The organism is Photobacterium atrarenae (genome assembly GCF_024380015.1).
Classification (GTDB): domain Bacteria; phylum Pseudomonadota; class Gammaproteobacteria; order Enterobacterales; family Vibrionaceae; genus Photobacterium; species Photobacterium atrarenae.
Genome location: NZ_CP101509.1, coordinates 1,070,320 through 1,093,394, shown reverse-complemented (window position 1 = coordinate 1,093,394; position 23,075 = coordinate 1,070,320). Strand labels below are relative to the sequence as shown.

Here is a 23,075-nt window from a genome sequence, read left to right as displayed (position 1 = left end):
TATAATCATAACGATAATCCGACCAAAGTAAACACGGCCGTTTACTTTTTTATTCGTCATTGGTACTGAAATGGTTAAAATAACTGAAATTAAACAAGAAAATATTCTTTGCGCCGCCATCGAGATTTTCCAGGCCAAGGGACTGGAACAAGCCAGTATGGAAGCCATTTCGAAAAAGGCAGAAGTGTCCAAGCGGACGCTGTACAAGTACTATCCCACTAAAGAAGCCTTGTTCAGCGCCATGGTCGAGCAGCTGTTTGCCAATGTGATCCACATTAACCAGATATCATTCGACCCTGACCAGAGTGTCGAGGCGCAGCTGACTGATATTGCCCGGCAGGAAGTGGCGCTGGTCTCAAGCGACTGTTTTATTTCGCTGGCCCGCGTGGTGTGCTCGGAGTCTATCCGCTCGCAAAAATACGCCTCGCTGATCCTGCAGGATGTGCAAAAACTGGAGAACTGCAAGGGACTGGAGAAATGGATCCGAGGCGGGATCGAAGCCGGAAAGCTCAGCGTTGAGTGCCCGCATATTGCTTCAGAGCAATTTCTCGCCTCGCTCAAGAGCATTACTTTCTATCCGCAGCTGTTTGCCCACCAGCCGCCGACCAGTGAGCCCGAAAGAGAACTTGCCATCCGGATGGCAGTAAAACAGTTTGTGAACACGTACGAGATCGCCGCTTAAACCCAAAAAGTATCGTCATCACCGGGCGGGACTACCGCCCAATCGCAATGTACATGGCAATGAAATGGAATACCGGCGAAGTCGCAGGAATTTTTTCGCGACTGGGTGATCTGTATGCTGAAGTTCGCCGTAATGGTTAGTGCTCTTGAACCAACTTGCCTGACGGCACTTTGCGCTGAAAGCCATCCCTTGAGGCAAGTTCAACATTTTATGGCCCCTCCGACTTCGGAGGCTCGGGAGTATCAGCCAACGCTCCCTTTTTTTTGCCTCCTGAAGCCTGCCTTTTCAAACATAAGCGCCTGCTAAACCGGCACTCACCATGATTGTCCAACAAAAAACGCCTGTGCCGGCAGGCTTAGCCGACACAGGCGCATCAAACAACACTTACAACAACATTTACAACGCCACCGCGCGTTTACCCGCGGAACGGGCTACGGCAGCATGTTATCGACATTGAGTAGCAGCCCTGTGAAATCATCCGTTGCCACCACCGAGTACACACGTCCGGCATCAATCGTCACCATGGCTTCTACTGCCGGGATGAACGTTGTGTCCCCGTCGAAAATAACCGCCAGCGAGTAGGTCCCGGCAGGCACATTCAACGTGGCCGTATCCTTGAAGTCCACATTATCCAGGATGACGGTGGCCTCACTGAACATTCCGTCGGTAGATGCATGAACATCCACCACGCCCAGCTCACCCGCCGTTGGGCTGGCATGGACGACCCGTACCTTGCCGTACAAGGCGACAGGACGCAGGTCTTCAGCGATCACCAGTGGCTCGATCGACATATCCGTCAGCTTTCCGACCGCATAAATACTGGTTGCCGTTCCGGCATCAAACGATGTATCGGGCGCAGCAAACAGTTCGACAGACTGGGTGGCGGTATCCACGACGCTCAGATCATAGCTCTCCGGCGTCAACGCCTGACTGCGAAATTCACCAAACCCGATATTGGTCAGCCCCTCAACGGCACTACCGGAAGCCAGTACGTCCACCGGCGTCCCCGTCGCATCCGAAACAGCATGAACCACTCTGACAATCGCTTGCTCATCAACATGACGGAACACCTGACTGGCTTCCCCATCGACGACCAACAGGTTCACCGGCGACACGGCTCCGGCATCCACATTCGGCACAGCGGTAATCATCAAATCACTGCCGCCACTCAAGGCCAGCTCACCACTGTCAAACACAACGTTCGGATCGCCACTCAAGGTCACCCGGATTCGGTAGGTCTCGGCAGGCAAAGTGACCGGCAAATCATCGCTGTCTTGCTTAAAGTCCAACCCGCTGATGGCCGGAGACGCGTCATCCAGACTCTCTGCAGTGGTCAAGTAAATGTCAACCGCACCGACATCAGGATGGCCATGAAGCACATCCAGGCGGATCTCTTCACTGCCGGGGGCAATATCTTCCCGGCTCAGCACCACCGGCTCAATATTGGCCGCATTATTAAGGGCAATGATGTCATACTGCATCTCCGGCGCGAAATCTAAGTTGACTTCGATCACCCTGCTTTGTTCATCACCGGGAAGCAGCGCATCGACAGCAACGCTGTAAGTTCCGGATTCCAGGTTGATCAGCGAACTCCCCACTTGATAATCAACCGATTCCAATCCGTCGACCACGGCATCATTGAGCGCAATCGCAACCGGCGGCGCATCAGAACTGGCATGCGTCACCCGGATCTGTGACTCATCATCTTGAAGCAGACACCCCGACAACAAGGTCGTACAACCGATCATGATCGCGAATGAATTGAACTTCATATCAATACCCTCTTCCTGGTTGTTGATCGAGAGTAGATACGACGCAGCCATCGGGTTCGATCTCAACGTGTGCGGTAAATTCACTTCAGCTCGCTCATCAATACATGTGCGATAAGTTCAGCTCGCCATTCATCTAACTGTGGCCGCACTGCGTATAGAAAATAGAAGATGAAACCACGCAAAGGAGAATACTGTGCTGCCTGCCCATCCGCCTCAGCTAACCCTGCCTTTTCTGACCACAACGGATCATTTGCTGCCTGGCCGGGACTGGCAGCTGTCCGGGAACGGCATTGTATTTACCGAAATGATTCGTGCTGCAACCCGGGCCGAAGGCATGTGGCTGGTGATGCAAGACAGCCACGGCGACATCGCAAATCAACCCGGAGATCTGGTGACGCATGCAGTGATCCGTCAGGTTGACTGGCTAAGCGGGCCGCAAATTCAAGTTGAGCTGCGACTGGCGCTGTGGGGGGTGATCTGTCCATCTCCCCAGCATGCGGGCGCTCCTTCCCTGTCCGCCGCCTTGCGGCCCCTCTGGCGCGAAGACAGCCCCGTGCCCGCTACGCACCTGCTTTTACAAAAATACGTCCAATGGCTGCAGGAATATGGCTCACCACACGCTGAAATTCCACCAACACCCCGTGACGTCAATGCATCCTGGTTATGCCGGCGCTGGCTGGAGTTGTTGCCCCTACCGGTGGCCACCAAGCAGCGCTTGCTCCGCCCCCCTTCTCCAACGACTTGTCTGCGCTATCTGGAAAAAATTGTTCAGCAGGGTGATCTCTGCAGCAACCTGTTGCGTTAACTGGGTATGGATCCCAAGCTTGCAGTAGAATAATGATTAAAATCGATCGAACCACGCACGCCAACAAGGCCAAGGAGCCCATGCAAGACGAAGCCGTCCCGGCAACGGATGTCGCTGAGCTGTTATTCCAGATTGCGTATTTCCGGTGTCAGCAAAGTTACGAAAAGCTCTTCACACTCATGGCCCCTAAGCTTTTGAACTATTCTCGCAAGCAGCTCAGGGATGATGCCATGGCGATGGAAGTCGTCCAGGAAACTATGCTGAAACTCTGGCTCAAAGCCCACCTCTATGATGAATCCAAAGGCGCTGCGGTCACCTGGATCTACTCCGTGGCCCGGAATGTTAAATTCGATTTGCTGCGAAAGATGAAACACCAGAACGACTGGGTCCAAGGTGATGATCTTTGGCCGACACTGGCACAAGAACATGATCCAACCCGCTTACCCGACGAATTTCAAGCGATTGTCAGCCAGGAGCTGGAAGATTTGGTCAGCACCTTACCGCCTGCTCAGGCCGAAGTGGTTCGAATGATTTGCCTGCAAGGAACATCCCATCAGGAGGTCGCTGACGCGCTGGGCGTCCCCCTGGGAACGATCAAAAGCCGGCTACGGCTGGCCCTGAAAAAAATGAAGGAGGCCCTGGATGACTGACATTCGCTACCACCCGAACACCGACCTCCTGGCCGACTATGCGAGCGGTGATTTGGATCCGGCTTCAAGTATTCTGATCAGTTCGCACCTGGAGCTGTGTCCGCAATGCCAACAACATGTTGCGCAACTGGAAGTGCAGGAAGCACGTTCACTGGCCCTGACACCGCACGAACCGCTGTCCGAAGAACTCTCAGCAATGATGGCGCAGATCCTCACCCGCAGTGATACCGACAAGACCCAGGAAGCCCCTCATGATGAGGCGACACCTGAGGTCAGCCAAACCATCACGGTGAACAACAAGGTGTTTCCGCTTCCCCGTGCGCTCAGGGCACATGCTGATCAAATTGGTCCCTGGTCCCGGCTGCCAGGTAACCTGAAACGGGCGCATGTGAATACCGGCGGTGAAAGCAAAATGAACTTTATCTACATGGACTGCGACAGTGCCCTGCCCCAGCATACCCACCAGGGACAGGAAATTACCCTGGTCCTGGCCGGGGAGTTTGTCGATGAGAAAGCCACCTACCGGCCGGGGGACTTTATTGTCCTAACCCCCGAGCATCAGCATACCCCAAAAACCCGGCCCGATATGGATTGCCTGTGCCTGACCCTGCTGGATGCACCGCTGCACTTTACTTCCGGCCTGGCGACGCTGCTGAACCCGTTCAGCCAGCTCTTTTTCCGCTGAGTGCCGTTTTCCGTCCCCCCATCCAGCCAGCCCCAGAACATTCTCCGGGGCTGGCTGATGCCTGCCCAGAGCAATTGAGCCATCGTCCTTTTCAGCCTCATTGAGGATCAAGTGCCAGAATTAGGTTCTTTACTCTAAATCAGCTCCCTATACTGATTGAGCATTCCTTCGGGATGTTCGTACCGAGCGTTTTAACATTGCTAGCGTCCGCAACACATTGGTACATCTGGCCCCTTCCTCCATCACTCAGTAGCCAAGCATTGAAGGGGCCTATTTCTCACGAGCCGCCAGCGGCTGACATCCCGCATCGGGTGATACTTCCCACTTCTGACCACTGACAGTTCCCCCACGCGGTCAAATACAGGTAGACTAACTGCCTGCCACCTCAAGTGATTTTCAGTTAACCTCAGGAACAATCCCATGCTTCGAATCGAGAGTCGCGAGCGACCGCACTGGCGGGAGCAAGCCAAAGCGTTTGGTTTTGGGTTTCACACCATGTACGGCGAGCCATACTGGGACGAGACCGCCTATTACCAGTTCACCCTGGCGCAGATCGAGCGCGACTTGGAAGATCCGACCGAAGAGCTGCACCAGATGTGTCTGGCGGTGGTCGAACAGGTCGTTGCCGATGATTACTGGCTGCGAAAATTCCAGATCCCCGAACCCCTGTGGCAACCAGTGCTCGATTCCTGGAAAAGCCGCGAGCCTTCTCTCTACTCCCGACTCGATTTTGCCTATGACGGCAACGGCCCGGCCAAACTGTATGAAAATAATGCCGATACGCCCACCAGCCTCTATGAGACGGGTTTCTGGCAGTGGTTGTGGCTGGAAGATATGGTCAACAGCGGTGCCATCCGCCGGGACGCCGACCAGTTCAACCTGTTGCAGGAGCTACTGATGTCCCGTTTTCAGGAGCTCGCCCGCCAACAACCCGGCCAGACACTACACTTCGCCTGCTGTAAAGATACCGAGGAAGATCGTGGTACCGTGCAGTACATGGAAGACTGTGCCAAGGAGGCCGGTTTATCGACCGCCTTTGTCCATGTGGAAGATATTGGCCTGAACAGCAAACAGGAGTTTACCGATCTGCGCGATCGCCCCATTCGCTGGATATTCAAGCTTTACCCGTGGGAGTTCATGTTCCGTGAAGCATACGCCGATTATCTGCCTGAAGCCAAAGTCAACTGGCTGGAGCCGATGTGGAAATCAATCCTCAGCAACAAAGCCCTGCTCCCGCTGTTATGGCAGCAATTCAAAGGCCACCCGAACCTGCTGCCAGCGTATTTTCCCGATGATCGCAACCTGAGTGAATTACGCGATTATGTCATCAAGCCGATTTTTTCCCGTGAAGGCGCCAATATCAGTATTGTTGAACAAGGCCGCCAGACCCTCCGGGTTGACGGCCCGTATGGCGATGAAGGGATGATTTACCAGGCGTACCACCCGCTCCCCAAATTTAACGACAGCTACACCCTGATTGGCAGCTGGCTGATCAACGATCAAGCGGGTGGTATTTCCATCCGTGAAGACAGCTCCCGCGTGACCCAGGATTTATCGCGGTATCTGCCACATATTATTTTGTAATACTAATCAAAGTCAGTCAGTGATCAGAAATAGTACAGGATAATAACAATGAACCTGGATGATATGGCGCTCTTCGTACAGGTGGTACAACAAGGCAGCTTTACCAAGGCCGCTGAGTACTGCGAACTGCCCAAATCAACGGTCAGCCGCCGGATCCGCAATCTGGAAGCAAGCCTCAAAACCCGACTACTTGAGCGAACCACCCGTAGCCTGATCCTGACTGAAGTCGGCGAAGCGTTTTATCATAAAGCAACGCAAATCCTGGATGACGTCGCGGCGACTGAAAAGGATATTGCACATCGCCAGGGCGATTACACCGGCAAACTCACCCTGTACGCGCCGGACTGTATTCTGGAACTCTGCACGGATCATATTAGCGAATTTTGCCAGCAATACCCTGACCTTTCTCTGGTCATTCATTCCACCAATCAGCCTTTGTCGGCAATGGCCGATCGACGCTTTGATCTTCGGATCGACATCGGTAGCCAGCCGGACTCATCCTTCATCGCGATCCCGCTCGCCACCCTTCACTATGACTACTTTGCCAGCCCGGATTACCTCAACACCCATGGTATTCCACAAACACCGGCAGAGCTTGAGCAGCACCACACCCTGATCATGCACCAGTTTTCTTCCCAACAACTCTCCTGGAACCATGGCAGCATCGAACTCCCTGCCATGCCGAAATGTACTGCGGATTCTCCCTATGTGTTACGGGCCCTGACTGCAGCCGGTCAAGGCGTTGGCTGCCTGCCACTCTTCATGGCCGTTGATCAAGTCAAAAACATTCAACTCGTCCGCTTATTTGACGGTCAATATTGCTTTCCGCTCACTATCTACGGGGTTTATCACTCCCGCCGTTTTGTCCCCGGCAAAGTCCGGGTGCTGATCAAAGATATCCAGCAATTTCTCCAACAGAAACTCAGCACGATAGAAGGCCAGTTACCGACGTAATCACGGGCCATAAATTGTTCCATTCCATGGCACAATTCATCTCAGCAGAGGGCATTTATCTACTTTGCGGCCCGACTTAGACTCCTCATTAACCACTCTGTGAATCAATGAGAGTCTGCTATGAAAGACATTTTCGACATCCACGCTAAAAAGATATTTTGGTTGACCATACTCATCGCCCAGGTGCTTGGTTTTTTACTCTTCAAAGATCTGGCGGACGTCAGCCAATGGGTCGTCCAGTCTCCCCGGGAAACAACCATATGGGTTTGGTACAACCGTTGGGCGATTGCGTTTGGTGCAATCGCAACGATGGCGATTGCCGGCTACCTCAAATACAGACAACGCGACATTGTCGGCAACAAAGCCTTTATCACGCTGACACTGTTCTTCTGTTTCACATTTTACAGCGGCATGATTAACCCACATATCATGATGCGTGCCCGTATGGATAACGGTGTCTTTGTGTCCATCAAAGAAGCCAAAAAATATGTCAACCCCTACGAGAGCGTCATCGTTCTGGAGATCAATGGTAAAGCCCGCGCGCACTCAGATAAGCAACTGCTTCGTCCCCACGTTGCGGGGAATGGTGAACTGGGCGGTGAACATGTCGTCATGACTTACTGCGGCCTGACCAACCTGGGCATGGCATATACACCGGAAATCAACGGACAACAACTGGATTTGGCACCGATGAGCCAGTTGGAAAACAACTTGATTATGTTCGATAAAAACAGTGGTGAGCCGATTCAGCAGCTTTGGGGCCAGACAGAATCAGACTATAACGCGGGTTCAGAAGCCCGGATGCGTGAATGGCCGACTTTCCGCATGCCGTTTGAAAAGTTTGCCGAAGCTTATCCGGATGGCGAAGTCTACGTGAATGACTATCTGGTCGAAGATATGCGTCCGACGTTCTGGAACAACCCATTCCTGGCGATTTACGATCCAATGATGGAGCTCATCTTTAAACTGGCGGTGGCCCACCAGGCAACCAACGAAGAGCCGACCTTCCCGACTTTAGATCACATTGATACGCGTCTGCCAAGTAAAGCACTCATTCACGGCTTGAACATCGGCAACGACTATGTGGCTTACACCGAGGAATTTGTCAAAGAGCAGGCACAACCGATTAATACCACCATCGGAGGCAGAGCGGTTGTGATCAGCTACAGCAAAGAATTTAAGAGCTTAGGTATTTTCTATAACTCCACCGGTAAGCAAATTACGGACATCGACTTTTTTGGTCAAACTCAGCACGGCAAGCTGCCTCGCGTCGAAACCGTGAAAGCTGGCGCCTTCTGGGTGATCTGGGCGAACTTCTTCCCCGAAACAGATATCAACCGCGTATAATCTGTCATCAAGATCACAGCGGCCGTAATCCCGATGTTATGCAAATCGGCGTTCATTTGCTTCACTTATACCAATCGCAGTAAATAAGGGGTCATCCTAGCTTGTTAAAATGCTCGATAACTGCGTTAGAATTTTTGATTGTAGAATAACTACTTATCTGAAAATTCTGCCTTGTTCTCAAACATTTTTCCTGCGCTATTTCCGAAAGAAAGCTGAGCACGGCCCGATCAATACCCGGAGTTATCATGGATTTCAATCAGGTTCGCTACTTTTTGGCCCTTGCAAACACCTTGAATTTCACGCGCGCAGCAGAGCAGTGCTACGTCTCTCAACCGGCGCTGACCCAGGCGATAAAACGATTAGAAACCGAGCTTGGCGGGGAGCTGTTTCTCCGGGATGGCCGCCACACCCGGATAACGGCACTCGGTCAGTCGCTGCGGGGGCATTTCGAGCAAATCGATCATACACGGCACCTGGTCAGGGCGACGGCAAGAGCCGTCACTTCGGGCGAGATAGCAGAGCTGAATATCGGCGTCATGTGCACCATAGGACCATGGCTGATCACCGAGATGCTGGATACGTTTCAGGCCCAGCATCCGATGATTTCTATCACCCTGCATGATGTGACACCGGCATCAATACCGCCCCTATTGCTCTCCGGGGCAATCGACGGTGCACTCTGCGCCCGCCATGGCTCGCCCCATTCGCAACTACGCTACATCAGTCTGTTTGAGGAAAGAATGGTGGTCGCCTTCCCGCCCGGCCATGAATTTTCAAATAGGGCGGCAGTCCCGTTGCGGGCAATTGCCCGGCAACGCTACGTCGACAGATTACACTGCGAATTCCGGCAGGAGATCCTTCAATTTCACGAAGCGCATGATATCCAGCAAGATGTCGCATTCCGCAGCCAGCGTGAAGACTGGATTCAGAGCATGGTCCTTGACGGCGTGGGCGTGAGTGTCATGCCGCAATTCTCACTGCTTCATACAAAGCTCGAGCACCGGCCCATCATCGACCCCGTGATGTCCCGTAAGGTCGAGTTTGCCGTCGTCGATCACCCCCAGTCCCCGCCGGCACTCAGTGAATTGCTGAAACATGTCAGTACCCACGACTGGTCGGTTGCTCAGCGAGATGCCAGCCAATCCGCCTCATCATAAGCATCACTTATTGAAACCCAACAAATGGATCTTGGCCCCGCCGAACACAGGCGACTAGGCTCTTGATAGACCCAAACAACCCCACCAGAACCGCGGGGTTGTTTAGGCAGGCATCACCAGCGCGCACCGCGATTGGTGGATCCGGCTTCATGATGCAGGAGGGGATACATGTCTAATGCCAACCAAAGCGATAAAGCTGACCGACTCGCAAACCTCTCTCCAACCCAGCTTGAAGTAACCCAGAATAACGGCACGGAGAAACCCTTCAAAAATGAGTTCTGGAATCATAAGGAAGCAGGGATCTATGTTGATATCGTCAGTGGCGAACCACTCTTTGCTTCCGTGCATAAATATAACTCGCATAGTGGCTGGCCGAGTTTTTATCAAGCCCTGGCGAGCGAGCACATCATCGAGGTCAATGATCGAAGCCACGGTATGAATCGTACCGAGGTGCGCTCCCGTGATGCTGATTCACACCTTGGGCACTTGTTTCCGGACGGGCCACCCCCAACCAACCTGAGATACTGCATCAACTCTGCCGCACTCCGGTTTGTCCCCGTCGCCGAGCTTGAAGCGCAAGGCTATGGGCAATATTTACACCTGTTCGAGACCAAAGAGCAGGATGCGCAATAGCCTCGACAACAAGTCCTCATAGGAACGAACCGCCACAAGTTCAGCCATGGGAGAAAGATTGATGCAATGCTATAACATCACGCCCCATATCGCATTCATGATTGCCATTGCGGCTTCTCCCTCGCTGACGGCTGAGGATACCTTCTCACCCTATGTCGACAAGCACGGCAATATCCTTTTTCCGACCGGGTTTCGGACCAGTATGGTCCATCTCGGATCTTGGTTTATACCCCATGGTGAAGCCAGTGGCTTCCATGACGTTTACACCGAGCAAGCAACAATTACAGCTTTTCGTAAAACCGGCAAATTCCCCGATGGTGCCACGCTCGTGAAGGAACTGCGAACAGCCAAGACAGGGCATTACACAACCGGCCGTGGTATCAGCTACGCCACTCCCAAATTAAAAGAGTGGTTTGTCATGGTAAAAGACTCCCACCAACGCTTTCCTGATAACCCCCAGTGGGGGGATGGCTGGGGCTGGGCACTCTATAAACCGGACGCCCCAGAGAAAAATTTAGTGACAGATTACAAAGTGGATTGCCTTGGTTGCCATATTCCTGCCAAACAGACGGATTGGATCTATGAAGAAGGCTATCCGGTACTGAAAGAAAACTGAACCTTCTGACGAACACTTCCGTGTCGCATCACCAAAGCGCGTTGTTTTTTGGTTTTGCTTTCACATATGCAGTTCGACCTAAGCGAAAGGAGAGAGAAATGAAAACGCAAAAAAGCTCTGCTTTATTCCTTGATGCAATGCTCAGTGCTATATGCGGTACTATGCTCAGTACGGCGCTCTTCGCCGGCCTGTTTACTGTGGTTTATTTTACGTCGGCAACTATCACGCCTGCCACAGCGAAAGGTGATAACGCAAAAGAGGCGGTAGAATTTGATGCTCAGGGTAACTTAATTCAACCCGATAATTTTGCCTGGCGAGAATGGGTTTATATCGGCAGCCCTCTCACGCCAAATGATCTGAACCCGCCCCAGGCATCTTTCCCCGAGTTTCATAATGTATACATCAACCCGGAGGCTTACGCGCACTACAAGCAGACGGGGAAATTTCCGCAAGGTACTGTCATTATCAAGGAGCTGGTCAGTGTTGGTTCAACACAGGCCTCCAGTGGGAAAGGTTATTTCCAGGGCGACTTCATCGGGCTGGAGGCGACCGTAAAAGATGCCAAACGCTTCCCTGATGAACCAGGAAACTGGGCTTACTTTACCTTTAGTCATGAGCCGGCACCTTATCCAAGAACAGCCAAACTTCAGCCAGCAGCCTCCTGCAATATGGCCTGTCACCAGGCACTCGCCGAGGATGACTGGGTATTTACCCAATACTATCCGGTGCTGCGCGACGCAAAAGGGAAAGGGATGTAATCAGCCCCTGTGATTGAAAACTGAGGAAACAGACCATGAACCATACAGGCAACAACACACCGCAGGACAGAGTGCCCATGCTTGTACCAGCCAGTCATGATGTCCACGGGACAACACTGACGCCGCCATTTCCTGACGGACTTGAAACGGCCATCTTTGGAATGGGGTGCTTCTGGGGCGCTGAAAAGCGATTCTGGACATTGAAAGGAGTCTATACCACTGCCGTTGGCTACGCAGGGGGAGACTTGGTTCATCCGACCTACATGGAAGTATGCGGTCGGCATACCGGCCATGCCGAGGTCGTCCTCGTTGTCTATGACCCGGCGATCATCAGCTATGCGCAGTTGCTCGCCAGCTTTTGGGAGGGGCACGACCCGACACAGGGGCTTCGCCAGGGCAATGACGTCGGCTCCCAATACCGCTCAGTGATCTTTACAACGTCCGATGAGCAGGCAGAAGCCGCTCACCGTTCTCGGGAGCATTACGAGCAAAAGCTGTTACGGGCTGGCTTCAATCCCATCACCACAGAAATCAAGGCCGCGCCGGCGTTTTATTATGCCGAAGAAAAGCACCAACAGTATCTTGCGAAGCACCCTTCCGGGTATTGTGGGCTAGGCGGACTCGGCGTGCCCTGTGATTAAGATCCGAGAAACCACTAATGAACAGTCTCTCATTTGTCGCCATTGCATTTGTCGTTTTAAGTTTGGTCGGACTCAATGCGCTCACCTACTATTCACACCGAACCAGGCTGCTGCCTGATATTGTCTGGGTGCTATTGCTCGGAGTCCTGTATGGATTTCTATCCACCACCACTGAATTAGGATTGCCGGAAATTACCCTCAACTCAGAATTGGTGCTTTATGCTTTCGTTCCTTTACTGATTTTTTCATCTACACAAAAAATCTGCTTGCACCATATTCGAAAAGTCCTGCTGCCGGCAAGCCTGATTGGCAGCGTCGGGATCCTGATCAGCATGGTCATCATCGGGGCGATTCTTCATTTTGTCTTTGGAATGCCGTGGCTGGCAACTCTGCTATTCGGGGTAATTATCTCTGCCACAGACCCTTTAGCGATCGGCGCTTTATTACATGAAAACAAAACGCTGCAGGAATCACGCAAACTTCTGATTGAAGGAGAATCGATCCTGAATGATGGTTTTGTTGTCACTGTGTTCGGCGTGTTCATGCTCCTGATGTTCGAAGGTGCAACATTCAGCCCGGTTAACAGCAGTGCAAGCCTGTTCAGCCACATTACTGGCGCTTTAATCATCGGTGTTTTACTGGGCAGGGCCGCACGCTGGTTGCTGGCTTATTGGCACGGGGAACACTTTTCACTCAGAACAAATATGACCCTGGCGCTGGCTTTTGGCAGCTTACTCCTCGCTGAAAGCCTGCACTTCTCCGGAATTCTTGCCGTTTTTTCCGCAGCGCTGGCCTACGGTTATAAACGCCCGGAGCCGGACCAGAACACACATATTCAGGGCTGCTTATGGGACTATTTCGAATATATTGCAAATGCCAGCCTGTTCTTCTTACTTGGCGCCAGTTTTAGCGGACTCGCTTCTTTCGATTTGCTCACATTTTCTTTAGTCATCACGTCCCTCATCCTGTTAATCGTTGCCAGGCTTGTGGCTATCTTGCTGCTTTTCCCTGCGATTACCATCGAAGGTGAACATTTGACGCCTCAGGAATTTTGGTTACTGAATTTTTCCGGTGCCAGAGGCGCCGTCTCAATTGCGTTGATATTATTATTACCCGACTCATTTGAGTTAAAAGAAACATTCTTATCCATTTCTTTCGTCATGATTCTATTCTCTCTGGTGCTGTACCCGATATTTGTCCAGCAATTACAGAGAAAGCCGGGGTAATCACGCAACAAAAAACGACACGACTCCCCCGCGACACGCATCCGATTTTGCACAGATAGTGATTTCTCTGCTTCACTTAAAGTAATGTCACGAATTGAGGTGCGTATGCGTGCTCCAGCGCTATGGTTGCTGATTTTTCTGGTCGCATGTGCCTCGATTCCCGAGCCGATCCCGGACTCGAACCCGGCCCGGGCACAAATCTACACCCAATCCCAAACGGCTTGCCTCGCGCTGCTCACTGACTTTAAGCAAGCCGTACAGCATCACGGCGTTCAGGATGCCCAGCTGGTCTGGGATCCCAGGTTTCCGCACCTTGCCTTCAACCGCTTCAGCCTGTCCTGGCTTCCCGGCTTAACTTCCCGCCAGCAAAGGCAGGAGTGGTTGGCTTATGTCACGCAGCACGCTGCCATGCAGCGGCAGGTTGAATATCAGAACCTGCCGAATAAACACGGATTTGAGGCAGAGCAACTGGCGCAGTGTGCCACGCAACTAGCGAGTCGTAACCTCTATAATCCGGCTTTCTGGTCAGCCCTGACGGCGAGCCCGCCCGAGTTCCCTTCCGGTTATTCGGACTGGCAACGCATTTTTGGCGTATATCCCGTCAGCAAGCATATCGCCAAACCGTCAATGAACCAGGAGAAACGCCGACTCATCAGCCATTTCATCCAACCGCCAGCCGGTAGCGTGATCCGCTATGCCATCCCCGAAAAGCCGTCGCTCACCCGCTCACAAATCCGACGCTGGTTTCAACACGCCCGGCAGCAGTCGGCACTCTCCTGGCCGCGCCTGACCCAAGTGCAACTAAAGCGCCTGCTCGCCTACTATGCCCCGGTGTTTGAAGTCGAATCCCGCTCTCGGGATGATCTGCCCGGCCAGGTGGCATACGCAAGCCCGAACCGACCCATGATCAATGTTCGCCAGCCGGCGCTATACACCCATGTCAGCCTGACTCGCTTCTATGGCCAGACGCTCATACAACTCAACTACAGTCTGTGGTTTGCCAACCGCACCGCACGGACGTCTTTCGATCCCTATGCCGGCCCGTTTGATGGCGTTCTGATCCGGCTGACATTAGATCCCGACGGCAACCCATACATTCTCGACAGCATTCATCATTGCGGGTGCTACCACATGGTGTTTGCCCTGACGCCTGCACTCAAGTTTTCGCCACCGGATCCCCAGATTGAGTGGCCCATCACCCTGCATATCTATGCCGGGCAGCGCACCGATACACTTGGGGTGGCGTTCACCCACGGCGAACACATGCTAAAGAATGTTCAGTGGCTCCGCACGACAACGCATGCCCGTCCGCTGGTGATGATGCCCTACCATCAGCTGCGCAGCCTGCCGACGACAGAGAACACCTATCAGAGCCTGTTCAACCAGCAAGGCATGCTGCCGGCCAGCGTCCGTGCCGAGCGCTTCTATCTGTGGCCACTCGGGGTAAAATCACCAGGGACGCAGCGTCAGCTCGGCCATCACGCCACGGCTTTCATCGGCCGGCGTCACTTCGACGACCCTTTCATTTTCGAGACACTGTTCGAACAGCCCTCAAACCCTCAAGTCCGGGGGAGAGATTGAAAAGGGTCTCGCAATCGTCTCAACAACCAGAAACGCTAATCTCCCCAGATTTCTATACTCATTAGATTCTATCGGCTAAACAATACGTTCAAGTCATTGATCCTACCCATTAAGGGGAGGGTATCGTAAGGCACAGCCTGCCAAGCGTTAGCCTGACAATACCTTCAATTGTTGAGTTACAACGATGAAACAGATCCCAATACTCTTTTTCGCTTTATCACTACTCCATAGCACCTCATCCATAGCAAGCAGCCCTGACCTCACATACCCGCCGGTGAACAACACATCGATCCTGCCGATCACCGCAGATCGAGGGGCGATCCGCTTTGAACAAGTGACGTTTGATCTCGAAATCGGCACAATCACGAATAGTGACTGGGGACAATTCAAAGTAAAGCCTGAGCACCTGCTCGACCGCAGAGGAAAACCGCTCGGTGCAGGTTACATCAATGTTTTTCTTTATCCGGACTCCGGCTCAGGCGCGACAATGCCAACCTGGTCCGTCGATAATTTATTTATCGACGGTCCCGCGGCTCACATAACAGCCGCTCATATGAAGACGCCGCATAAATATGAACGCCGCACCGAGACTGATAACGATAACATCCATGCCCGCAAAAATGGGCGGAATACACCAAGACCACCAACACTGCCCGCCAGCCGGCAAGCAGAACGCGCGATATATTTTGATTTACGTCCGGGAGAAGATGGGGAAGGGAGCGTCCGGCAAATCCGGGCAACGATTTTATTCTCATCGCAGCCATTACCCACAATCACAGATATCGCGCAATTTGCAGCGCAGTTTCCCTCTCATATTTACCCGGTTCGCACGGCCATAACCAACGCAGAAGGGGCCGGGCATGTTGACGGCCGGACAAGCCCGGTATCATCCACCATCCCCGATTCCCTGTCTCTCGGCAGACCGCCACAACCTGTCACACCGGCACCTTCCTTGCCTGATGATCTCGATTTTCCGATTCAGGTCATTCAGGCTGATCAACCCAACCTGGACTCGGGCCGGAACCAATGTATTCCCATCGCCCATGCCAACGCCCTGCAATACCTGGAGGACAGATATGACGGCCTGCCGCTCGCCTGGCGTGTACCTCAGTCGCATATCCGCGGCATCGGCAAAATCGGTTCCGCCGGAGATGTGCTGATCTGGGAGCCCGAGCCAGCCAACAGCCTGGTGGCGAATATTGACAGCTATGGCCGCCGGGATAATGTCCAGAATCTGAACACAGGCGGATACACCACCTTCTGCGGTTTAATCCGCGGTTTATTCGGTTACCTGGCCGACCCCGTATCCGGTTCCCTGGACGCCGCCGAGTTTCGCCATCAGGGCAGCAGCGCCCTGGTGCTGGGCGATAATGCCGGCTGTGACAACGGCACGGTGATCATGGATGGGATCACTTCGCAGCGGGAAGGCTTGTTTCCCACCTGGGAGTGGATTTTTGATGAGCTGGCTCAAGGCCGTGCAGTCACAATTCTGTTCAGTTGGTACGACATTGCCGGGGAATGGAAAGGGGGTCACAGCGTCCGGGTTTACGGTGCTGCCAAATTGAATAACAAGCATTACATCATGACTCTGGATGATGCGGTACAGGGGGATAACTTCAGCAACCTCACCTCGCCGCAAACCCTGCAATGGGAAGTAGCAGATACCGGACAACCCGGCATGGCCGGCATACCCGACGGCCGCCTGAACATGAACGGGATGAGCTGGGAGATCGACTTTGCACTCTCTTACCAAGCCAAACCGACTCTGCTCATCCCTTAAAACAGTTCACTATGCAGCGTCAAGCGGGCCTTTGAGCTCCCGCTTGACGCGTCAGTCTTCCTCAGATCGCCGCTTTCTCAGCCCGAAGATCAAGTCGCAAAACCAAGCAACCGAACTCGCTGTGCCTTCACTACACTGAGAACAATAACCTACAACACCACATCTGAATCACAGATTTGTTTTCAATACTTACAGCTTGATTCAGACAACGGTCAGGTAACTTCAATTATAAAGCTCCTCTCATAAAGCTTGACAGCTCAACAAGACAGACAACGCAAACGGCAATGTGATGAAAAAAAGCAGTATCACACTCTATTCGCTTTCGGGACTGGCTGCGGTCAGCTTTTCGACTGCGGTGCTGGCTAAGCCACCCTCACGGGATGATGACTATGGCCCACTGAAAACCTACGCCCAGTCGCCTATCCAGTCCAACAGCCTGACCCCGCTCATGCGTAGTGGTTTCAGCTATGCCCCCGGCACAGTAGAGCTCTATACCACCGCAACCATCGCCAGTGTCTGGGCGCACACCGAGGAGTACAACGCCGATTACTATCAAAATGCGCTCTCTATCGGCGGCCTGTGGCAAATCAATGAAAAGTGGCTGGTGGAGCTGGATTACACCTGGCGATTTACTGCCAATAATCACTTGGACAATGTCACCACATCATTCCATGATTTCTTCGGCATCGGGCAAAACGGCCGGGATGAAGTTGAAGATCACTCCTTTGATCTGTCTGTTCCTGAATATGGAATTGAGCTCCATGATTTCAACAATGAAACTTTGGGGAATGCCTTTACGTTTTATACCAGCTATCAACTTCTGGAAACGCCCCGCCACGGCCTCTCAATCGGTGGCGCAATCTATTACAACTATGTTCCCAGCGGTCCCTTCGAGACCAGCAATTTTGAGCAAGCGCTCCAGCTCAACTACAGCTATCGGCGTAATCGACACGCATTCTACAGCATGCTGGGCCTCTCTTACCGCAAGAACGATCATGTGCTGGTTGATATCCCCTACAACACCGTCGCTTTGGCGGCGGGCATTGGTTACCAGTATCAACTGACCGCCAAGCACCGCTTACTGACGGAATACCACATCTACGAGGGAGCAACCGATGCTGCTTCGGATCTGTCCGAGCCATCCCATGAAATCCTGCTGGGTTATCGTTACCACTTCCCGCACAGCGCCATTGAATTCTCAGTGGTCGAGAATGTCTTCAACATGGATAACAGTACTGATATTGCGTTCACCCTCGGCTATCGATACCGATTTTAACTCAGTTACCTGAAAAACAACGGGGCCCACTTAGGCCCCGCTGAAACACCATAGGTCCGCAAAATTAATCCGCGTTACCGAGAACATACTGCTGATACGCCGCTTTCATCCGGTGCTGCTGCGAACGGATATACAGCGGCGAGAGGCGATCGCGGTTAAAATAACGCCGCTCGATATTGTGCTGCAGCTCCGGCTCCCAAATCGCTCCGGGCGTGATCCGGTTATCATCCCCCGACGTTTTGGTATAGTAACCCCAGCGCCATTCCTCGATCCCGGTGACTTGGACATACTTTGGTTTCATTTCCTGTCTTGGCGTGAGCGGAATTTTGAAATACATCCCTGCGTATTCTTCACCCGCGGTATGGGCTTCAATGATCACCTGAACATCCCCAAACCAGTGATTTGACTTCACCGCAGAGCCGGTATCACCCCGCCAGTACTCGCCATTTTGCACTTCAAGTGCCCAATCCCATTCCGGCAGGTAATAGCGGTAAGACAACAGCCGAGGCTCCGCTTCGAATTCGGTATCTTCCTGCTCAAAATACCCCACCCGGAGCGAGAACTTATGTCGGCCACTAGCTGACTGCCAACGGGATTCGTTCATCCCGCCGATATAGTCGCCATACACCCGACCATAGCTAAACTGGGTAAACAGGCCCAGCGGCAATCCAAACGCCTGATGAACCAGAATCCGGTCGACTTCATTTTCATGCTCTTCAACCGGATGCCAGGACACCTGCTCAACATCATCACTGACCGCCAAGGGCAACAGGTGGCGCACATCAAGGCTGGCACCGGGCCATAAATCCCATACCAGGTTGGTGCCAAGGGCTAGTGAATAGTCAAATACCCCAAACTCCGTGCCTAAGGTCGAGCGCAAGTTCGGCGAAAAGTTAATATTCGGGATCCAGGCTGAATTAGCGCGCGATGGGTCTCTCCAAGGGACAGCGTAATAATCATAGGTAGACACTGTAGAGATATTCAGCCCACTGACACTCGGCGCATCCCCCCGGAAGTAGTCCTGAACCCGCGGCGATTGGGCTCTGATTTTAGTCACCGGAATACCGTTATTCAGCAGGTATAAATCAAAGCGACCCGGCCAGGCATCGCTGATCATCCCCATGGCCACACCAACCCCATCAACTTCATTGCGCCGATAACGGTTATTTTCCAGCGCGACACTCAAATGATCGCCTTGCACGGCCACCTTGAGGTGTTGAAAGCCATGATCCGCCAATCGCTTCATGACGATATCTGCAGCATCGGCACTTGCCTGCGGTAAGGCTTCCGACGCCTGCGGCGGGTTCTCTGTGACGGCCTCTGCCGCTAAACCGGGAGCTTCATATTCCCGCCACAAGGATTTGGTGCGCGGGACAATCTTCTGCTGAGATGGTGACAGCGACAACGGCACCAACAACTGGACACCCGCGTAGGCATTATCACGATTTTTGGTTTCACTGTCTGAATAGAACTGCCAGGTTGCGCTGAGGCGCGACTGCCAGGGCAACCAGCCATCGAGGGTGGAAAGGCGAACGCCGGCATTGATCCCGGTGCCGTCGTAATCTGTAATCAGTTGCAGCCAGTCAAACGTCTGCCACTCCAGGCTGCCGAATCCGCCCTCAAGGTAATTCACGCCCATCTGGTTGGTCGCGCTGCCGCGGCCATAACCGACACTCAGTCTGAATCCTTGCCAATCATAACCTGCCACCAAATACTGATTATCATGATGGCTGGCAATCCCGCCCAGATCCTGAGCGCCGATTGCAATGGAGAATGGCGAGTCGGGAAACCACGCCGCACTGGAGAGCTTTGCCGAGAACGAGAGATCACTGCCAGCACTCCCCCAACCGACATCGCCGTTAAATCGCTTATAAGTATCTTGCGAAACAAATTCAAAACCGGGGAAAATCCCCAATCCCAACATCACGGTATTATGGGCACCATCTGAATAGCCGCTGCCGGTATCAATATTGTCTTCAAAATTCCACCCTAATGAGATATCACCAAAAGCCAGCGTTTGGGTATTCGGGGTGCGAAGCGCGCCGGTAAAGCCGGTCTGGGAAAAATGCGATTCAATGGTTGAGTTGGCCTGCCCACTCAAGGGGAAGAGCGTCAGGATCCCCGCTCCAACCCAACGAAACATCCTCTGTTTCGCATGTTGTTCTTTCATTCAACTGCTCACTACAACGTCTATTTATCTGTACCTGATGCGAAAAAAGCAGGCTTCCGCCTGCCTTTTGTTTATCAATAATGATTAACCGCCGCTACCGCCGCTGGCACCCGTTGTACCTGTTGTGCCGGTCGTGGTTCCACATTTATCAATAGGGAATGTGAGGGTCACACTGGTATCTTTATTTACGACAACATTCTGATCAACCTGCTGGTTACCAAACTTTTCGGTATAAATAGTCCCTTTCAATTTATAAGCAGCCCGTACTAAGCGTATAGATGCCGCACTATCAATTGCTGGCGTCACCGTACCAAAGTAGCGACGCATGTTTTGAGAGTAAACCTCGACAACACCTGGTTGAACTTTCGTTTCTCCAGTGTCCAAACACTTACTTTCAAGCGAGACATTCAAAGTTCTGGTTTCAGGAGATTCAATCTTAATAGTCGAACCATCCAGGTCACAGAAGTTATGGGTGATACTGCCATCATTCGCAACAGCAATCGCGGTACCATTTTTATGGGTGACAGATTTAATCAGCCCATCGCGATAATTACTACGGGAAACCACTTGTAATTTACCGGCACCATCTGCTGGTATACGAGCGAATGTATGTTTTCCCATCCCCCAAATATACTGACTCTTACTCCAACCACCACCAGCACGGGTAAAGATCACTCTTGGGTTATAATCATTCCCGTTCACTTCTTCCAACTTAATATCCGCATAGCAACGGCTTCCCCAGAAATAATCCAAGTTGTAGTAAGACAAGTGAGTAATATTTTTGGTTAAAGTGAAGGTATTCGTTTCTGCATTCAAATCACCGACAGTACCTTCTCCTTCAGCTTTCCAGCGCCCTGTTGTTTCATCGTAAGACCAAACCGGAATCGTTTCTCCGGTCTTGATTTTAGCTTTTGTTTCCGGGTTAATGGTGTCCGCCGGTACATCAAACGTCAGGGTAATCGGCTGGTCAAACTGAGCAACCGTATCCCCTTGTTCATTTTGCAGTTGGATGGCGGTAAAGCCTGCAGAAATAAAGCCACCACCAGCTAAAGCAGGGTCTTCATCTCCGTTTGCATCAAGAATGATATCCGGCTCCAGCCCCCCCGGGAAGGCATCTAACACCGACTCATTGCTCGCATTCCCATTCGGCTCATTCGAAAAATGAACAATATTTGCGGTTACCGTTCCTGTGACAGGATCTCCAGCTGCGTCCAACAGCTGAGTCCCCACCGGGATCTTCATTTCAACTTTGGTGTTTGCCATCGCTTTGGCTTGATCCGAGTCAGGATCAGCTGGAGGCGGTGTTGCAATTGTAATTTCACGATCAACTGCACCACCATTGTCGGAGCTAATCGTTTCTTGCGCAGCAGCAATCGGCGCTTCATCGTTTGAAGGTACCAGCGGCGTAAAGAACACATCATAACTGGCACCTTCTTTCCCTGCGACACCTGCGCTTTGAGCCGGGATCAGAATATTCTTACCCGTCGCAAAGAAACCCGGCGAAGTCGCATGCAATTCCAGAGTAAACTCATTCACCGAAGCGCCATCAACACGGCTAATCTGAACAGTTCCAGATTTTGCTGTATAGGATTTACTATTCGCTTCGGCTTTATCTGTATTTTCATCAGCACCTTGAACGAAAAGGTACTGCACTTGTTCGCCGCGCAAAGTGAAAGTGATTTCCTGGTCAGTTAATACACCCGTATCAATACTTTGAAAGATCAAAGAAACCGGGTTAACGATCGTTTTCGCGGCTGGTGGCGGGGTTGGGGTTGGATCTGTTTTTTTTGAGATCCCATCAGAGTCAGAACAACCAGCCAACACACCACTGGCCAACATGACCGTGAGTGCGAGCTTCTTATACGCAAATTTTGAGCGGCTCATAATTCATCCTTTGAATCGGAGTTATAATCATCATTGAAAAAGTGAATGCATAGTAAGATATACACAGAGGTTTACAAAAGAATTACAAAACAGATTGCATAATTTCTTCCGTTTTTGTGAATTCATGCACCTTCCCGACCTCCATCATTCTCAGTACTGAAGCATTCTCCCCACCACCTTTTTCGACTTTTGACAATTACAACAATGATTGCTGCTGAAATATAAACGATTCAACATAATCGCAGCACGAATAATCTCCTGACTTAAACGTCTTGTTTGCGACCTCATGTATTTGTGATAAAAATATCTGGTAGGACCAGGTGTTTTTCATCACATTGAATCGCAACAAGGAATGAATATGCGAAAAAACCTCAAGATCTATCAACGTCTGGCTAAGCTTCCGTTTGGCCAGCAAATCTTCACCTTTATTGTCTGCTGGGTAGCGCCCTATTTCGCGTCAATCAAGCCACAAATCCATGAATTAAAGCCGGGCCTTGCCAAAGTTCGAATTAAAAAGCGGCGTCGGGTGACAAACCACATCAACACCGTCCATGCCATTGCGATGTGCAACATGGCTGAGTTAGCCGCAGGCATGATGACCGATGTCTCTGTGCCGGTGAAAAGCCGCTGGATCCCCGTGGGCATGACGGTTGCGTATTTAAAAAAGGCGACAACGGATTTAACAGCTACAGCACTGGGCGAGGCCATTGACTGGACCACAGAAGGGGATAAAAACGTCCCCGTAGAAGTGAGAGATACCGCGGGCAACCTGGTCTTTCGGGCCGAAATTACGATGAATGTCCGTTTGATCTAATTGCGGGTCTAAAATACCGCCGTTGCCAACTCAATTACGGCGGTCTTCATGATGGCCTCA

19 protein-coding genes and 1 pseudogene are annotated in these 23,075 nt (G+C 52.1%); 17 read left to right on the top strand and 3 right to left on the bottom strand.

From position 1 onward, the window contains the following. Positions 1-70: 70 nt before the first annotated feature. Positions 71-682 (top strand): TetR/AcrR family transcriptional regulator, encoded by a 612-nt coding sequence (locus NNL38_RS21010; RefSeq protein ID WP_255390812.1) that lies wholly within the window; start codon positions 71-73, stop codon positions 680-682. Positions 683-1,113: 431 nt separating this feature from the next. Here NNL38_RS21010 and NNL38_RS21005 read toward each other — a convergent pair whose 3' ends face one another. Further along, positions 1,114-2,505 (bottom strand): DUF4397 domain-containing protein, encoded by a 1,392-nt coding sequence (locus NNL38_RS21005; protein WP_255390811.1) that lies wholly within the window; start codon positions 2,503-2,505, stop codon positions 1,114-1,116. 142 nt (positions 2,506-2,647) lie between these two features. Here NNL38_RS21005 and NNL38_RS21000 point away from each other — a divergent pair, with 142 nt between their 5' ends. The 15 genes and pseudogenes from NNL38_RS21000 (at position 2,648) to NNL38_RS20930 (ending at position 18,147) form a co-directional block, all read left to right on the top strand. Next, complete coding sequence (locus NNL38_RS21000; RefSeq protein ID WP_255390810.1) at positions 2,648-3,259, top strand: hypothetical protein; 612 nt, start codon at positions 2,648-2,650, stop codon at positions 3,257-3,259. A gap of 32 nt (positions 3,260-3,291) precedes the next feature. Then, complete coding sequence (locus tag NNL38_RS20995; protein ID WP_255390809.1) at positions 3,292-3,909, top strand: sigma-70 family RNA polymerase sigma factor; 618 nt, start codon at positions 3,292-3,294, stop codon at positions 3,907-3,909. Beyond that, positions 3,902-4,594 (top strand): ChrR family anti-sigma-E factor, encoded by a 693-nt coding sequence (locus NNL38_RS20990; RefSeq protein ID WP_255390808.1) that lies wholly within the window; start codon positions 3,902-3,904, stop codon positions 4,592-4,594. Before NNL38_RS20995 ends, NNL38_RS20990 begins: the two co-directional genes overlap by 8 nt. Before the next feature lie 420 nt (positions 4,595-5,014). Then, positions 5,015-6,178, top strand: coding sequence for a glutathionylspermidine synthase family protein (locus tag NNL38_RS20985; protein ID WP_255390807.1), 1,164 nt, complete (start codon positions 5,015-5,017; stop codon positions 6,176-6,178). A 48-nt stretch (positions 6,179-6,226) separates the two neighbouring features. Next, complete coding sequence (locus NNL38_RS20980; RefSeq protein ID WP_255390806.1) at positions 6,227-7,132, top strand: LysR family transcriptional regulator; 906 nt, start codon at positions 6,227-6,229, stop codon at positions 7,130-7,132. Between the two features lie 120 nt (positions 7,133-7,252). Beyond that, positions 7,253-8,479, top strand: a complete 1,227-nt coding sequence (locus tag NNL38_RS20975; protein WP_255390805.1) for a DUF3179 domain-containing (seleno)protein — start codon at positions 7,253-7,255, stop codon at positions 8,477-8,479. Between the two features lie 245 nt (positions 8,480-8,724). Continuing rightward, entirely contained in the window at positions 8,725-9,636 is a 912-nt protein-coding gene (locus tag NNL38_RS20970; RefSeq protein ID WP_255390804.1) for a LysR family transcriptional regulator, read from the top strand. 207 nt (positions 9,637-9,843) lie between these two features. Continuing rightward, positions 9,844-10,269, top strand: a pseudogene (msrB, locus tag NNL38_RS20965) (peptide-methionine (R)-S-oxide reductase MsrB); the annotation flags it as partial. A gap of 61 nt (positions 10,270-10,330) precedes the next feature. Then, complete coding sequence (locus NNL38_RS20960) at positions 10,331-10,885, top strand: cytochrome P460 family protein (RefSeq protein ID WP_255390803.1); 555 nt, start codon at positions 10,331-10,333, stop codon at positions 10,883-10,885. A 98-nt stretch (positions 10,886-10,983) separates the two neighbouring features. Beyond that, a complete protein-coding gene (locus NNL38_RS20955) occupies positions 10,984-11,643 on the top strand; it encodes a cytochrome P460 family protein (protein WP_255390802.1) in 660 nt (219 codons plus the stop codon). Between the two features lie 77 nt (positions 11,644-11,720). Beyond that, the gene (msrA, locus tag NNL38_RS20950; RefSeq protein ID WP_255390801.1) at positions 11,721-12,284 is read left to right on the top strand and encodes a peptide-methionine (S)-S-oxide reductase MsrA; all 564 of its coding nucleotides are present in this window, start codon (positions 11,721-11,723) and stop codon (positions 12,282-12,284) included. A 17-nt stretch (positions 12,285-12,301) separates the two neighbouring features. Beyond that, positions 12,302-13,510, top strand: coding sequence for a cation:proton antiporter (locus tag NNL38_RS20945; RefSeq protein ID WP_255390800.1), 1,209 nt, complete (start codon positions 12,302-12,304; stop codon positions 13,508-13,510). A 105-nt stretch (positions 13,511-13,615) separates the two neighbouring features. Further along, positions 13,616-15,091 (top strand): hypothetical protein, encoded by a 1,476-nt coding sequence (locus NNL38_RS20940; RefSeq protein ID WP_255390799.1) that lies wholly within the window; start codon positions 13,616-13,618, stop codon positions 15,089-15,091. Between the two features lie 274 nt (positions 15,092-15,365). Beyond that, positions 15,366-16,871 (top strand): hypothetical protein, encoded by a 1,506-nt coding sequence (locus NNL38_RS20935; RefSeq protein WP_255390798.1) that lies wholly within the window; start codon positions 15,366-15,368, stop codon positions 16,869-16,871. Positions 16,872-17,160: 289 nt separating this feature from the next. After that, positions 17,161-18,147, top strand: coding sequence for a DUF3187 family protein (locus NNL38_RS20930; protein WP_255390797.1), 987 nt, complete (start codon positions 17,161-17,163; stop codon positions 18,145-18,147). 64 nt (positions 18,148-18,211) lie between these two features. On the opposite strand, the gene NNL38_RS20925 is transcribed toward NNL38_RS20930, so the two are convergent. Together NNL38_RS20925 and NNL38_RS20920 are read right to left on the bottom strand one after the other, a co-directional pair. Then, complete coding sequence (locus NNL38_RS20925; protein WP_255390796.1) at positions 18,212-20,317, bottom strand: YjbH domain-containing protein; 2,106 nt, start codon at positions 20,315-20,317, stop codon at positions 18,212-18,214. A gap of 84 nt (positions 20,318-20,401) precedes the next feature. Continuing rightward, positions 20,402-22,201 (bottom strand): hypothetical protein, encoded by a 1,800-nt coding sequence (locus NNL38_RS20920; RefSeq protein WP_255390795.1) that lies wholly within the window; start codon positions 22,199-22,201, stop codon positions 20,402-20,404. A 358-nt stretch (positions 22,202-22,559) separates the two neighbouring features. On the opposite strand from NNL38_RS20920, the gene NNL38_RS20915 reads away from it, so the two are divergent. Beyond that, positions 22,560-23,015, top strand: a complete 456-nt coding sequence (locus NNL38_RS20915) for a hotdog fold domain-containing protein (protein ID WP_255390794.1) — start codon at positions 22,560-22,562, stop codon at positions 23,013-23,015. Positions 23,016-23,075 lie beyond the last annotated feature (60 nt).

Excerpts from the sequence above, each read along its gene's own strand:
- NNL38_RS21010 (WP_255390812.1), top strand. The coding sequence starts at position 71 with ATGGTTAAAATAACTGAAATTAAACAAGAAAATATTCTTTGCGCCGCC.
- NNL38_RS21005 (WP_255390811.1), bottom strand. The coding sequence starts at position 2,505 with ATGGCTGCGTCGTATCTACTCTCGATCAACAACCAGGAAGAGGGTATT.
- NNL38_RS20995 (WP_255390809.1), top strand. The coding sequence starts at position 3,292 with ATGATTAAAATCGATCGAACCACGCACGCCAACAAGGCCAAGGAGCCC.
- NNL38_RS20990 (WP_255390808.1), top strand. The coding sequence starts at position 3,902 with ATGACTGACATTCGCTACCACCCGAACACCGACCTCCTGGCCGACTAT.
- NNL38_RS20985 (WP_255390807.1), top strand. The coding sequence starts at position 5,015 with ATGCTTCGAATCGAGAGTCGCGAGCGACCGCACTGGCGGGAGCAAGCC.
- NNL38_RS20980 (WP_255390806.1), top strand. The coding sequence starts at position 6,227 with ATGAACCTGGATGATATGGCGCTCTTCGTACAGGTGGTACAACAAGGC.
- NNL38_RS20975 (WP_255390805.1), top strand. The coding sequence starts at position 7,253 with ATGAAAGACATTTTCGACATCCACGCTAAAAAGATATTTTGGTTGACC.
- NNL38_RS20970 (WP_255390804.1), top strand. The coding sequence starts at position 8,725 with ATGGATTTCAATCAGGTTCGCTACTTTTTGGCCCTTGCAAACACCTTG.
- NNL38_RS20960 (WP_255390803.1), top strand. The coding sequence starts at position 10,331 with ATGCAATGCTATAACATCACGCCCCATATCGCATTCATGATTGCCATT.
- NNL38_RS20955 (WP_255390802.1), top strand. The coding sequence starts at position 10,984 with ATGAAAACGCAAAAAAGCTCTGCTTTATTCCTTGATGCAATGCTCAGT.
- msrA (WP_255390801.1), top strand. The coding sequence starts at position 11,721 with ATGCTTGTACCAGCCAGTCATGATGTCCACGGGACAACACTGACGCCG.
- NNL38_RS20945 (WP_255390800.1), top strand. The coding sequence starts at position 12,302 with ATGAACAGTCTCTCATTTGTCGCCATTGCATTTGTCGTTTTAAGTTTG.
- NNL38_RS20940 (WP_255390799.1), top strand. The coding sequence starts at position 13,616 with ATGCGTGCTCCAGCGCTATGGTTGCTGATTTTTCTGGTCGCATGTGCC.
- NNL38_RS20930 (WP_255390797.1), top strand. The coding sequence starts at position 17,161 with ATGAAAAAAAGCAGTATCACACTCTATTCGCTTTCGGGACTGGCTGCG.
- NNL38_RS20925 (WP_255390796.1), bottom strand. The coding sequence starts at position 20,317 with ATGAAAGAACAACATGCGAAACAGAGGATGTTTCGTTGGGTTGGAGCG.
- NNL38_RS20920 (WP_255390795.1), bottom strand. The coding sequence starts at position 22,201 with ATGAGCCGCTCAAAATTTGCGTATAAGAAGCTCGCACTCACGGTCATG.
- NNL38_RS20915 (WP_255390794.1), top strand. The coding sequence starts at position 22,560 with ATGCGAAAAAACCTCAAGATCTATCAACGTCTGGCTAAGCTTCCGTTT.